The organism is Gordonia alkanivorans, assembly GCF_004011905.1.
In the GTDB taxonomy this organism is placed as follows: domain Bacteria; phylum Actinomycetota; class Actinomycetes; order Mycobacteriales; family Mycobacteriaceae; genus Gordonia; species Gordonia alkanivorans.
Genome location: NZ_CP027114.1, coordinates 4,790,365 through 4,802,658 on the forward strand (window position 1 = coordinate 4,790,365; position 12,294 = coordinate 4,802,658).

The following is a 12,294-nucleotide window of genomic DNA, read 5'->3' on the forward strand; positions in this document are numbered from 1 at the left end:
CATATGCGGTCGGTGGATCAAGGCTGAGCCCTCCACACACGTAGACCACAAATGCTCCGGCGTGGAATCTGCCCACCCCGGTGTTGACCCCCTACGCCCCGAGCACCCCCTCCGATGCCGTTAACGAAGCGCACGATCACCATAGCTGGAATTACGGAAAAGTGTGAGTCGAACGACTGATGATGCGAAGAATCGGTCATTCCGGAACACCGACGAATGCGTATTGGGCCCTATTACCCAGTCGCGGTCGACACATCGACCCTCTACACACCACCGAAGACCCTTCCTTTCCCGGGCCCGGCGGGTTTCACTCGATCAGAGGGCTTCGACGGGAGGACTCGAGACGATGCACGCAGTGACGCTGACCGGACATCTCGACGAACCGCTGTCGCGATGGCTCTGGCTGCTCAAATGGTTGCTGGCGATCCCGCACTTCCTGGTCCTGGTCGTGCTGGACATCGCGTTCTTCTTCGGCACGGTCGTGGCCGGCTTCGCGATCTTGTTCACCGGCCGCTATCCGCGCGGACTGTTCGACTTCAACGTGGGTGTGATCCGCTGGAACTGGCGCGTCGCCTTTTACACGCACTCCGCGTTGGCCACCGATCGGTATCCGCCGTTCGCGCTGCGCCGAACCGACTATCCCGCCGACTTCGACGTCGTCTATCCCGAGCGATTGTCGCGCGGCCTCGTGCTGGTGAAGTGGTGGTTGCTGGCGATCCCCCACTACCTGGTCCTCGCGGTACTCGCCGGCGGATGGCTGGGCGGGCCGCCGGCCGTCGGCTACGCGGCACAAGGCGACGACGGCCGTGTGACCATCGCGCCCGTGCTGGCCTTCGTGGTGTTCTTCGCCGCAGTCGCGCTGCTCTTCACCGGCACCTACCCGCGCGGGCTGTTCGACTTCGCGATGGGCATCAATCGCTGGCAGTACCGGGTGTGGGTGTATGCGGCGCTGATGTGTGACGAGTACCCACCCTTCCGGCTCGATCAGGGCGGGGACGAACCGACCACCTCGACAGGAGTCCGCGATGTTGCGGTTCCTCGCCCGTGAACTGCACAGCTGGCGGCTGATGCACGCTTCGTCGAACCGGCTGGTCCGGCCGCTGGATCGGCTGGAAACCACTGTGCTGCTGGCTCTCTGCGTGTCGGCGCTGGCAGGTCTACTCGCCGCCCTGACCGTCGGCGGCAACACCTACGCGGCACACAAAGCCGCCGCCGAGGTCCAGGGACCGCGGCATTCGGTGAGCGCCACCGTCATCACGACTCCGAAGCAGGACGACAGCCCGACGATCGTCGCCTGGCGGCGGCCCGACGGCGCACGCCTCACCGCCGCCGTGGACTCCGAACGGCAGGACCGCGTCGGCCGGGTCCGCCTCATCTGGCTCGACGACGAGCAGCGCGTCGCGGACCCGCCGGTCACCCACACCGACGCCGTCGTCGAGGGCGTCATGGCGGGGCTCGGCGTCGTGATGCTGACCGCCATGGGCTGGTGGGGGCTGGTCTTGCTGGTCCGGGCGGCCGCCGACCGGCACCGGATGCGTCGATGGGAGGCCGAGTGGCTCGAGTTGGACATCGACAGCCACCGGTGAGATTCCGCGGAACCTCCTGCTCAGCCGTCTTCGGCGTCCTCGAGGTCCCGCGTCGACAACCATGCCTGCGAATCGTCGATGCCGACCTGTGGCGGCAGCGGAGGTACGCGGGTCCCGAACACCTCGTGCGTGAGTTTGCTCAGGGCCCGGCATTCCTCCGCCCAGGACATCCGGCCGGCCGGGGTGGTCTCGTAGGTTCGACGCCCCGGGTACCCCGCCGATGCCTCTCGGACACCGACGAGCCCGCGTCCGACGAGTTCGTTCAGAACCGACCGGAGCTCGCGCGACTGGAGGCGGTAGCCGCGGCGATGGAGTTCGTCGAGCATCCGATGGTCTGACGCGTCTTCGTTCAGGCCGATACCCAGGATGTGGACACGAATGGCGGCGCGCTCAACAGCTCTCATCTGCCATCCTCCCTTCGTTCTCCGAGACCGCCGCGATGGTGGGGCAGACAAACATCCGACACCTACCGTCCGGGTGCGTCGAGGACGGCTTCGACGAGCAGTCGCTGTTCGGCGCGGGCGACGTGCAGCCGGGTCGTGGCGATGGCGTCGGGATTGACCGACACGGAGGTGATCCCCATCCGCACGAGGCGCTCGGCGAAATCCGGGTTGGTCGACGGCGCCTGCCCGCACAGCGACGAGGTGATCCCGCAGCGGCGGGCGGTGGAGATGATCGTCGCGATGGCGTCGAGGACGGCCGGGTCGCTGCCGTCGAACAGTTCGGCGCAGGATTCGGAGTCGCGGTCGACGCCGAGGATCAGCTGGGTGAGGTCGTTGCTGCCGATCGACACCCCGTCGATGCCGGCCTCGACGTATTCGGGGAGCCAGTACATCACCGACGGCACCTCGGCCATCACCCAGCGATGCAGGCCGCGTTGGCGGCCGAGCGGACTCTCGTCGATGAGTTCGAGGCAGCGTTCGAGTTCCCAGCGGGTCCGGACGAAGGGCAGCATCACGTGCAGATTGGGGTGCGTCTCCCGGGCCCGCGCGAGCGCCGCGAGTTCGAGCCGGAACACCTCGGGCTCCGAGACGTACCGATAGCAGCCGCGGAAGCCGATCATCGGGTTGCGTTCCTCGGGTTCGAACTCCTGCCCGCCCTCGAGTCCGCGGAACTCGTTGGTGCGCAGGTCGGTTGTCCGGTACACCACCGGCCGGGTGCCGAACGGACCGGCGATGCGTCCCAGGGCGTCCGCCATGGCCGAGATGGCCGCCTCGGTCTCGCCGGCGGCGATGACCGCACGCGGATGACGCCCCGACAGCGCCTCGGTCAGCATGAATTCGGCGCGGAGCAGACCCACGCCGTCGACGCCGGTCGCGCCGACCTCGGCGGCGTGCTCGGGCGACCCGAGGTTCACGTAGATCTTGGTCGCCGTCACCACCGCCGGCTGCCCCTGCGCCCCCGATGACGCCGAGACCTCGGTGACCGTGGCCCGCTGCGGTGCGACACGACCGGACCTGACCTCACCGGAGCCACCGTCGACCGTCACCACCGATCCGGCCGTGAGAACCTTGGTGCCCGTTCGGGTTCCGACGATGCACGGGACGCCGACCTCGCGGGCGACGATCGCGGCGTGACAGGTGATCCCGCCGCGATCGGTGACCACGGCCGAGGCGCGGCGGATGGTCGGCAACCAGTCGGGGTCGGTCATCGGTGCGACGAGCACCTCGCCGTCGATGAGCTGGTGCCCGTCACGCGGGGAATGCAGGATGCGGACCTCGCCGCTGGCGATGCCCGGGGCGGCGGCGAGACCGCGGAGCAGAACCGGCTTCGACGACTCGTCCGAGGTGTCCACACCGGTGGTGATCGGCCGGGACTGGACGATCCAGATCCGGTGCTGCGGATCGATGGCCCACTCCATGTCCTGCGGGCGCGCGTAGTGACGTTCGGCTCGCAGCGCCATCCGCGCGATCGTCTGGACGGTCGTCGGGTCGATGACCGGCGTGGTCCTCCCGGGCGCCACCGGCTCGCGGCGGTCGTGACCGTCGCTGCCCCGCACGATCCGGAATTCCTGGTTGCCCATGCTGGTCTCGAGAACCGAACAGTCCGCCCTCGCGACCAGGAAGGTGTCGGGGGTGACCGCACCGGACACCACCGCCTCGCCGAGTCCTTCGACGGCTTCGACGACGAGATGGTCGAGGTCGCCGGTGACGGGGTCGGCGGTGAAGACGATCCCGGCGACCTCCGAGGACACCATCTTCTGCACCACCACCGCCATGAGCGGATCCGAGGACAGACCCTTCTCAGCTCGATAGGAGACGACCCGCGGCGAGAACAGCGACGCCCAGCACCGCACGATCGCACCCAGAAGCTCGTCGGCGGAGCCGACATTGGTGAAGGACGCGTTCATACCCGCGAACGACGCATCCTTGCCGTCCTCCCCGACCGCCGACGACCGCACCGCCACGTTGGCGCCAGACCCGTTCCCGCCAGACCCGTTCCCGCCGGACCCGTTCGGGCCGGCATCCGAGTCGAGGCTCCGGTATGCGGCGAGCACCTCGTCGACGATCCTCGGGGTGATGCCGACCTTGGTGACCATCTCGGCCATCCGGCGGCTCAGGTCGGCGAGCCGGGCATCGTCACCGACCGCCGACAGGGCCTCGCGATGGGTGGCCACCAGGTCCTCGTGCACCCCGCCGTCCCGCATCGACTCCGCGAACGCGTCGGCGGTCAGCGCGAAACCGTCGGGGACCGGCAGTCCGGCCGTGACGAGTTCTCCCAGGTTGGCCGCTTTGCCGCCGACCACCATCATCTGCTCGAGTCCCAGCTCCGCGAAGGTCAGTACATGCCTCATACGCTCACCATTCTCTTCTTGCGGCGCGAGCCCTAGTGACCAACGGCGACGACCGAGATGACCAAGGTCTCTTCGTCGTGGTGCGTGCGCGGCGTCGAATGGCTGTGTCGGGTCCCCGCGGAGGTGCCGACCGGAAGAACGGTGCATGAGATGTCCACCCCACAACCGCTCCCGTGGCCGCAGGCGCTGAGCGCCTTCGGACGATGCCTGGTGGACGTCGTGCGATCGCTACGGCAGCGGCGACTGCATCAGCCGTCGGCGAACCTCGGTCGCGTCATCGCCTTCGCCGATGGCACGCAGGCCACCGTCTACCGGGAGACCGTTCACGACAACGGCCCGGTCACCGAACCGGTCAGCCTCATCGTCGCCTTCCAGTTGCGCGGGGTGGGAGGCAACCGGGTCGCACATCGACTGTTCCGGCTCGAAAGCGCTTGCAACACGGTCTTGTTCGCCGGATTCGACGGATTCGTGTCGAAACTGTGGATGACGGCCGACCACAAGCACATGTACCGGGGCGTCTACGAGTGGGACGGCTACGACAGCGCGGTCGACTACGTGCGTGCCCTGTGGTGGCCGCTGATGGTCGTGAGCCGCCGGGACTCCATCCGCTTCCACGTCGTCGGCGAGAGCACGCGCGCATCACTGCTCGACGGCGCTCATGGTGATTCAGATGGGTCGTGGTGGCAACCGGTGTGATCCGCCGCGGCTCACCGGTTGTCGTCGACGATCTGCCGACACCAGTGATCGACGTCGCCCCAATCCCGGGCGTCTCCGTAATGGCCGCCCATGAGACGGAACACGATCCGGCCGACGCCCGGCCAGTCGCCCTTGGCGATGGCCCCGGCGAACTTCCGATGATCCCGCAGGGTCCCGCTCGCCTCGATTGCCGCGACCGCTCGCGGCAGCGGAGTGCGTGGCCGGAGGAAGCGCGCCACCCGCGGTGACAGGAAGGTGGAGGTCTCGCCGACCGAGGAGACCGAGAACGCCCACGCGGGGCCGTCGCGTTCGTTCGCCACCATCTCGGCGAAGCGCTCCGCCGCGGAGAGCCACTGGCCGTTGTGGATCGCGCTGCCGATGACGAGATGGTCGGCACCGATGGCGGTGTGGTCCGGCGGACCGGCGGCGGTGAGATCGCACAGATGAACCGTGGCGCCGGCGGCACGCAGACCGTCGGCGACCCGGTCGGCGATCTCCTCCGTCGATCCGTTCGCGCTCGCGTAGGCGACCACGGTGCGCTTAGCCCTCACCACGACCTCCGCGTCAGGGGGCGGTGTGGGTGACCATCACCGGGCACTGCGCGACCTGCAGGACAGCCCGGCTGGTCGATCCCAGCAGCAGACCGCGGATTCCGCCGCGGCCGCGTGTGCCCACGACGACCAGCTGAGCGGTCTCGGCGGCATCGACGAGAGCATCGGCGGGAGAACCGATCTCGACCCGGCGCTCGATCTTGACGTCCGGGTAGTCCTCCGGGTACCCGGCGAGCTGTTCGCCCAGCAGCTCCTCCGCCTCGTCCCGGAGCTGCCGGATGATCTGGTGCTGGTCGCCGTAGAACGCGGTGCCCGAGAAGCCGCCGAACGTGTGCACCGCGAGCAGCGACGTCTGCAGCAGGTCGGCCTGCCGGAAGGCGTGGCCGATCGCGGCGGTGGAGGTCGGCGAACCGTCGACGCCGACCACCACGGGCCCGGCGGTCGGTGTTGGGCCGCCGACGACGATGACCGGGCATTCGGCGTGGATCGCCGCGTCGTTGCTCACGGAACCGAGCAGCAATCCGCGGACGCCGCCGACGCCGCGCCTGCCCACGACCAGGCTGTGCGCCTGAGCGGACGCGTGCCGGAGCGCGAGCACCGGCGAGCCGCCGACGACCGTGCCGTCGACCGGCACATCGGGGGCCGTCTCCTTCGCCACCGCCGTCCCGGCCTCGACCGCGCGCCGGGCATCGGACTGCATCGCCTCGACGACGACATCCGACGTCATCATCGCGGTCGGCGCGTACGCCCCCGGGAAGATGCCGACCGCGAACAGCACGCGCAGCGGACGGTTTTCGCGGGATGCGGCCGCCGCAGCCCAGCGGACGGCCATCAGTGCACAGTCGGAGCCGTCGACGCCGACGACGATCGGTGCGGTCGAATCGGTCATGGTGATCTCCTTCGTAGAGCGGTCTGCACGATGACGACGACCATCGCGATCGCGGTACCGGCGATACCCACGGCGAGCACGACGCGCGCGACCGTCGACCAGGGAATCCCGGAGTCGCCGAAGTCGAATGGGAAGACCTGCCAGAGACGGACCAGGGCAATGAGCCCGAACGTGTCGATGGCGAGTTCACCGATCATCTCGACGATCGGCGGGTCGGCGATGAGGTACATGGCGTTGGCGACGATCCCGGCGACCAGCGCGGCGACGACCCAGCCTATGATGCGGCCGAAGTCGTCGGTGAGGAACGGAACCGACTCCCAACCCGGCCAACCGAGAAGGGCCACCAGCAGTACGGCGTTCACGGCGATACTCACCGAGTAGCCGACTTGCCTGCGCCGGGCGTCGACCCGATGGTCCGACAACGACTTCGAGGTGGTCACGGCTGCTCCGAGGGGTCGACGACGCCGGCACCTCTCATGGTGGTCGCGGACCCCGGCGTCGAACCTGAGTCGAAGGTCATCTCGGCCGGTCCGAAGGTCCCACTGCCGTGGCGGTTCGGTTGCCCTCAGCCGGTGACGAAGATCCAGATCAGGAACACCACCCAGGCGATCGTGCCGAGGATGTTGACGCCGAGGGCGGTCATCAGCAGGGCGTCACGACCGCCCTCCGCCCGGTTGATGCCGATCACGGTGAGCGCCATGCCGACGATCGTGCCGAGGCAGATCGGGAACCCGAGGATGCCGAGGATCAGGCCGGCGAGGGCGTAGGTGTTGATGCCCGGGGACGCCGGAACGGGGTGTGCACCAGCATGTCCCGCAGCCGGGGTGCCGGGTTGTCGCGGCGGGTACGGGGACTGGGGTTGGCGCTGCTGGGGCGGCGGATACATCGGTTGGGGTTGCGCGTACGCCGGCTGGGCGGCGGTGATCCCGGCCGGGGCACGGTGGAGCTGCGACCACTGTTCGGGCCGGAGATCGGCCGCACCGACGGCACCGAAGACGACGCCCGGTTGTGCGACGACCCCGGGACGCAGGTCGAGTCCGTGCAGGGTGCCCGCCACCGGGGCGTCGACCGTGAGCCGGCCCGACGGCGAGTCGAGCGTCGCCAGCGGCTCGCCCGCGCGCACGACCTGACCGTTGCGGGCGAGGACACCGGTGATCACGGTGCCGGGCGGGACGGTCGGGAACGCGATGCGGCGTGCGGAGGCGTCGACCGCGGTCGCCGACATCGGCGGATCGGTAGGCCGCGCCGCGTACTGCTGGGCAGCGGCAGCCCCGTGGACGTCGACGTTGGTCGATCGCAGCAGGCCGCCCTGGGCAACGACGACCTTGGGGTCGCCGATCCGGGCGACGCGACCCACCGACGACAGGGCCGACTGCAGCATCGGGATGGAGCTGGTCCCGCCGGTGACGTAGACGATGACGGGCCCCTTCGGTCCGGTGCCGGCGGCGTCGGCGCGGGCGATGGCGTCGCGGGTCAGTTCGACGGCGCGTTCGACGAACGGCGCGATCATCGACTCGAACTCGCGGCGGGTCAGCAGCAGCGTGTGCCGGGTGCCGGGCAGTTCGATGACGGCCTGCGCGGTGTCGGAGAGGGCTTCCTTGGCGGACCGGACGTGGTCGGCGAGGGCGATGGCGGCGGCCGGTGCGCGAAGGCGGGCCGGAAGTCCGGGGTCGATCTCGGCGGCTTCCTCGAGCACCCATCTCGTCATGCGGGCGTCGAGGTCGCGGCCGCCGAGGTTGTTGTCGCCGCCGGATCCGGTGACGGTGAAGCCGTCGGCTCCGGCGCGGATGAGGACGGCGACGTCGCAGGTGCCGGCACCGAAGTCGAAGACGCACATCCGCTCGTCGCCCGTGACGTCATGTCCACGGTAGACGTAATACCAAGCGGCGGCCAGGGATTCGGAAGCGATGCGCAGCCGGTCGGCGGAGATACCGGCGCGCTCGGCGGCGCGTCTGAGCACCCCCTTGCGGCGTTCGCTCCACTTGTCGGGGTGGGTCAGGATGATCGAGTCGAATTCGGGAAGTCCGCTGTGGCGCAGCGCGGTCTGGTGCGCATGCCGCAGGACCGCGCCGATGAGGTCCTCGATCGGCCAGAACCGGTCGCCGAGTTCGATCTCGCCCTCGTCGATCCGCGACTTCGGGGAGTCCTCGTAGGCATCGGGAGCCTGCACGCGACGACGCACGGCGTCGTGCCCGACGACGATCCCGCCGTCGTCGGCGAACACCGCGGACGGCATCGCCGGACCACCCGAACCCAGGGGCACGATGACCGGTTCGGCCGGCCCCACGCGGTAGGCGGCCGCGGTGTTGCTGGTTCCGAAGTCGATGCAGAGTCGCCGGCGGCTCTCCTGTGTCACCTGACCACCTCCCACCATCCGCCCTGAGGCACATGGTTACACAACTGACCGGCGTTCATCCGGTGGGCGCCCGGAGGACCCGGGCGATCGCTTTGCGGACGTTGTCGACCGCCACGATCTGGGTGCGCAGATCGGCGGCGGTCTTCTCCCGGTCGGCGGCCGACTTCTTGGCCTCGACCGCGGCGTCGTTGATGATCTTCGTCGACTCGGCGAGGAGTCGTTCCAGCAGTTCGTCGTAGGCGATCTGCAGGTCGGCGCTCGCCTCGGACTTGATCGACTGCAGTTGCGACCGCACGTCGGCCTTCATGTCGTTGACCGCCTTGGTCAGCCACTTGCGGTGGTTCTCCTTGCCGACCTTCGACGCCCGGAAGCCGACCACCACCCCGGCCCACACGGGCACGGCCACCACGTTGACCACCGGGATGATGGCCAGCGGTCCGCCGGCGGCGACGATCGACAGGAGCACCGGGTCGACCATGTTCTTCCACGGCGAGATCTTCTCCTGCTCACGCAGCTTGAGGTCGGACACATTGCCGGAGATCCGGTCGACGAGTTCGCCCGAGATGGTGGCGTCGGCGAAGAGGTTGTCCGCGATCCGCTCGATCCCGGCGACGAAGAACGCACTGACCTCGCGGGCGGCGGCCTCGAGGTCGACGGTCATCTGCCCGATCAATTCCTGTCCGGCGCGGTGCGGTTCGTAGAAGCGGAGCTTGTCGATGCGCGTCGACCACTGGCCGAGGAGTTTGTCGAAGCGGTCGCGGATCAGGTCGTCGGTCTGCAACGACGCGGCGGTGATGTCCTGGTTGAGCCGCGCGCGCCACTCGCGTCGTCGATCCTTGAGGCGCTGCAACCGATCCCGTTCGGCCTCGATGTCGGCGCGCTCGGCGGGGGTCGCAGTGGCCGCCTTCATCTCCAGAACCAGGCGTTTGCGGACATCGTCGAGGCCGGCGAAGGTCAGCTGCAGCGCATTGCGTTCCGGCGAGGCCGCACCTTCGGCGACCAGCGGCGTGAGGGCGTCGACGAGTTCGGGGATGCCCGACGCGGCGAGGGCACGTTCGCGGCGTTCGGGATCGGTGATGGCGGCGGCCTGCTCGGCGATGCGGTTGGAGATGCCGATGATCGGGATGTGCGCGAAGCGAGGCGCATTGGCACCGATGAGTTTCCGGTTCTCGGCGACGATCGTCCGCCACTGCCGCATCACCAGATCGGTCTTCGTGACCACCAGGACCACCGAGGCGACCTCCTCGCTGACGCTGCTGAGGAAGGCGAGTTCGGGGGCCGACAGCGGTGCCGTCGCGTCGCACACCATCACGAGCACCGAGGCGCCGCGGGCCGCACTGACCGCGGCTTCGACGTGTTCGGGAACCAACGATCCGACGCCGGGGGTGTCGACGATCGTGACGCCCGGGAGCAACGGCGAGTCGATCCCGACGCGCGCCGAGACCGGCGGCACGAGAACGGAATCGACTGCGGTGCCGGGCGCGAGGCGTTCGGCGGGAACCCCAGCGGCGTAGTGACCGCCGACGGTGATCCAGTCGGCGAGGTCGGCGACCGGGATGCGATGGGTGGCACCAGGGAACTCGATGAGTGCCGAATTGACCGGCAGATCCTCGGTCGCGGGGGTGAACCGGACGTAGACCGAGGTGGTGATCTCGGTGTCGACCGGAGCCAGTCCGTTCACACCGACGAGGGTGTTGACGAGAGAGCTCTTGCCGCGGCTGACCTCGCCGATCACCACGACGGTGCCCTGCGGTGCGGGCCGGTCCGTCACGCGGAGAGCACGGTCGGCGATGGCGTCCTCGCCGTGCTTGCGCAGCATGTCCACGGCGGCTCGCAGCGTGGCGTCGGGGGTGGGGACCGCGGACTTGGCGGGCGTCTTCTCGAGACTCACTGCCCCGCTCCTCGTTTCACGACTGTTCCCCGGCTCATGTGGTCCACCGCCCACGGCGCACCAGCTGATAGGTCTGTTCGAGAACCAGCAACGCCTCCTTCTCGGCGGATGTCGCGGCGAAGGCCCGTCGCGTGCGGCAGTCGGCGGCCCGTTCCTTCGCGGCGTCGGCGATCTGCGGTGGCGCGGCATTGGGCGGCAGCGACAACAGCAGGCGCACATCGCGACTCGCGACGACGAGGGTCAGCTCGCCGATGAGGTCGCTGTCGGGTTGCCAGCGGGCGAGGGCCTCGAGCGCGGCGACCTCGCGCAACCGGTGCAGCTCGGGAGCGGTCTCGGCCTCCTCGATCGCCTCCAGGAAGGCATCGCGGCGCGTAGCGCGATATGCGGCCTCGCGGAGTTCGGCCAGTGCGGTGCGGGCCTTGAGGATGTCGCCGACCGCGAGGAAGCGTCGTCCGATCGCGAGGCGCAGTTCGTCGATGCCCGAGACTCGGTGCAGCCATTCGCAATACGCGCGCGCACCCTGGCGGGCGACGTCGGCGCCGGCATCCATCGCGTAGGTACCGACCAGTTCTTCGAGTCTGCCCAGCAGGTCGACGTCGAGTCCCGGTGGTGGCGGCGCCGCGCCGTCGAGGATGGTCAGCAACTCCCAGGATTCGAGGAGTCCGCGACGGGAGATCTGTGCGGTCTCCCGTTCGGTGACGCCGCAGACCCCGGCCTCGGCCATGAGTCCCGACACTGCGACCACTGCACCCGCGATCGCCGGGAACCGCCGCCAGACGCGTCGGGCGATCTCCTGCGCCTTGAGCATCGGGTTGTCCGCGGCGATCAGGTCGGCGTGGGAGATGACCAGGATCGTGTTCTGCGCCGACGCCCCGGCGTCGGCGAGGAACTGCACCTCGTCGGACTTGGGACCCGCCGCGTCGTCGAGGAGGAACAGGATGACGTCGGGTCGCGGCAGCCGACCCTCCCCGGAGAAGACGCGGCGGGTGGCGATCTCGGCGGTGTCGGTGAACCCGGACAGCCCGGGGGTGTCGATGACCCGGAATCGCTCGCGGAGCAGGCGGGACGGGGTGTAGACGACGGCGTGGTCGATGTCCTCGGGTCTCCGTCCGAGGTCGCCGCGCATGGTTCCGGGGATCTCGGTGACGGTGCCGTCGAGGCCGACGACCTCGACGCGCTGCGGGTTGCCCTCGGTGTACAGGGCGGCGACCTTCGTGCACTCGGCGCGGTCGGTGGGTGCGACGCGGTCGCCGACGAGGGCGTTCAGCAGCGTCGACTTGCCGGCACTGACGCGTCCGACGAGCGCGACGGTGAGCGGGTTCGCCAGTTGCGCGCGCAGGACACCGATCAGCGCGGGATCGGGTGCGAGGGGAGTGACCTCGTCGAGCAACTGCTCCACGCGACCCCGCACGGTCATGTGTTGCTCCACGCCATCGGTCCTCCAGTTCACGGACACTGCCTCGTGACGTTGCGCCGTTTCCGACTCTGCGCCGTGTCGGTGCCGCCGGGAACATTTCCGCGTCGTCGACAC

The 12,294-nt window shown here is 69.2% G+C and carries 10 protein-coding genes and 1 pseudogene; 3 read left to right on the top strand and 8 right to left on the bottom strand.

Features of this window, described 5'->3' with window-relative positions; translation table 11 throughout:
- Window positions 1-361 precede the first annotated feature (361 nt).
- Together C5O27_RS21785 and C5O27_RS21790 are read left to right on the top strand one after the other, a co-directional pair.
- Window positions 362-1,048: pseudogene (locus tag C5O27_RS21785) on the top strand (DUF4389 domain-containing protein); the annotation flags it as partial.
- On the top strand, window positions 1,026-1,586 hold the full coding sequence (locus tag C5O27_RS21790) for an Rv1733c family protein (protein ID WP_035753237.1): 561 nt from the start codon (window positions 1,026-1,028) through the stop codon (window positions 1,584-1,586). The pseudogene C5O27_RS21785 and the gene C5O27_RS21790, both read left to right, overlap by 23 nt.
- A 20-nt stretch (window positions 1,587-1,606) precedes the next feature.
- Here the strand turns inward: C5O27_RS21790 and C5O27_RS21795 are convergent, their stop codons facing one another.
- Both C5O27_RS21795 and ppsA read right to left on the bottom strand, forming a co-directional pair.
- Complete coding sequence (locus C5O27_RS21795) at window positions 1,607-1,990, bottom strand: hypothetical protein (protein ID WP_006358265.1); 384 nt, start codon at window positions 1,988-1,990, stop codon at window positions 1,607-1,609.
- Window positions 1,991-2,052: 62 nt separating this feature from the next.
- Window positions 2,053-4,380 carry a phosphoenolpyruvate synthase gene (ppsA, locus tag C5O27_RS21800; protein WP_035753239.1) on the bottom strand — a complete coding sequence of 776 codons (2,328 nt, stop codon included), beginning with the start codon at window positions 4,378-4,380 and terminating at the stop codon, window positions 2,053-2,055.
- A gap of 150 nt (window positions 4,381-4,530) precedes the next feature.
- On the opposite strand from ppsA, the gene C5O27_RS21805 reads away from it, so the two are divergent.
- On the top strand, window positions 4,531-5,076 hold the full coding sequence (locus C5O27_RS21805; protein WP_230461902.1) for a hypothetical protein: 546 nt from the start codon (window positions 4,531-4,533) through the stop codon (window positions 5,074-5,076).
- Between the two features lie 11 nt (window positions 5,077-5,087).
- On the opposite strand, the gene C5O27_RS21810 is transcribed toward C5O27_RS21805, so the two are convergent.
- The 6 genes from C5O27_RS21810 to C5O27_RS21835 form a co-directional block, all read right to left on the bottom strand.
- Window positions 5,088-5,627 carry a flavodoxin domain-containing protein gene (locus C5O27_RS21810; protein ID WP_127963650.1) on the bottom strand — a complete coding sequence of 180 codons (540 nt, stop codon included), beginning with the start codon at window positions 5,625-5,627 and terminating at the stop codon, window positions 5,088-5,090.
- 13 nt (window positions 5,628-5,640) lie between these two features.
- Window positions 5,641-6,516 carry a universal stress protein gene (locus C5O27_RS21815; RefSeq protein WP_127963651.1) on the bottom strand — a complete coding sequence of 292 codons (876 nt, stop codon included), beginning with the start codon at window positions 6,514-6,516 and terminating at the stop codon, window positions 5,641-5,643.
- On the bottom strand, window positions 6,513-6,956 hold the full coding sequence (locus tag C5O27_RS21820; RefSeq protein ID WP_006358260.1) for a hypothetical protein: 444 nt from the start codon (window positions 6,954-6,956) through the stop codon (window positions 6,513-6,515). The genes C5O27_RS21815 and C5O27_RS21820 overlap by 4 nt, the downstream gene beginning before the upstream one ends.
- Before the next feature lie 125 nt (window positions 6,957-7,081).
- On the bottom strand, window positions 7,082-8,872 hold the full coding sequence (locus C5O27_RS21825) for an Hsp70 family protein (protein WP_127963652.1): 1,791 nt from the start codon (window positions 8,870-8,872) through the stop codon (window positions 7,082-7,084).
- 55 nt (window positions 8,873-8,927) lie between these two features.
- Window positions 8,928-10,763 carry a dynamin family protein gene (locus C5O27_RS21830; protein ID WP_127963653.1) on the bottom strand — a complete coding sequence of 612 codons (1,836 nt, stop codon included), beginning with the start codon at window positions 10,761-10,763 and terminating at the stop codon, window positions 8,928-8,930.
- 34 nt (window positions 10,764-10,797) lie between these two features.
- Window positions 10,798-12,180 (bottom strand): dynamin family protein, encoded by a 1,383-nt coding sequence (locus C5O27_RS21835; protein ID WP_244216555.1) that lies wholly within the window; start codon window positions 12,178-12,180, stop codon window positions 10,798-10,800.
- Between the last annotated feature and the right edge of the window lie 114 nt (window positions 12,181-12,294).

Excerpts from the sequence above, each read along its gene's own strand:
- C5O27_RS21835 (WP_244216555.1), bottom strand. The coding sequence starts at position 12,180 with ATGACCGTGCGGGGTCGCGTGGAGCAGTTGCTCGACGAGGTCACTCCC.
- ppsA (WP_035753239.1), bottom strand. The coding sequence starts at position 4,380 with ATGAGGCATGTACTGACCTTCGCGGAGCTGGGACTCGAGCAGATGATG.
- C5O27_RS21815 (WP_127963651.1), bottom strand. The coding sequence starts at position 6,516 with ATGACCGATTCGACCGCACCGATCGTCGTCGGCGTCGACGGCTCCGAC.
- C5O27_RS21795 (WP_006358265.1), bottom strand. The coding sequence starts at position 1,990 with ATGAGAGCTGTTGAGCGCGCCGCCATTCGTGTCCACATCCTGGGTATC.
- C5O27_RS21790 (WP_035753237.1), top strand. The coding sequence starts at position 1,026 with ATGTTGCGGTTCCTCGCCCGTGAACTGCACAGCTGGCGGCTGATGCAC.
- C5O27_RS21805 (WP_230461902.1), top strand. The coding sequence starts at position 4,531 with ATGTCCACCCCACAACCGCTCCCGTGGCCGCAGGCGCTGAGCGCCTTC.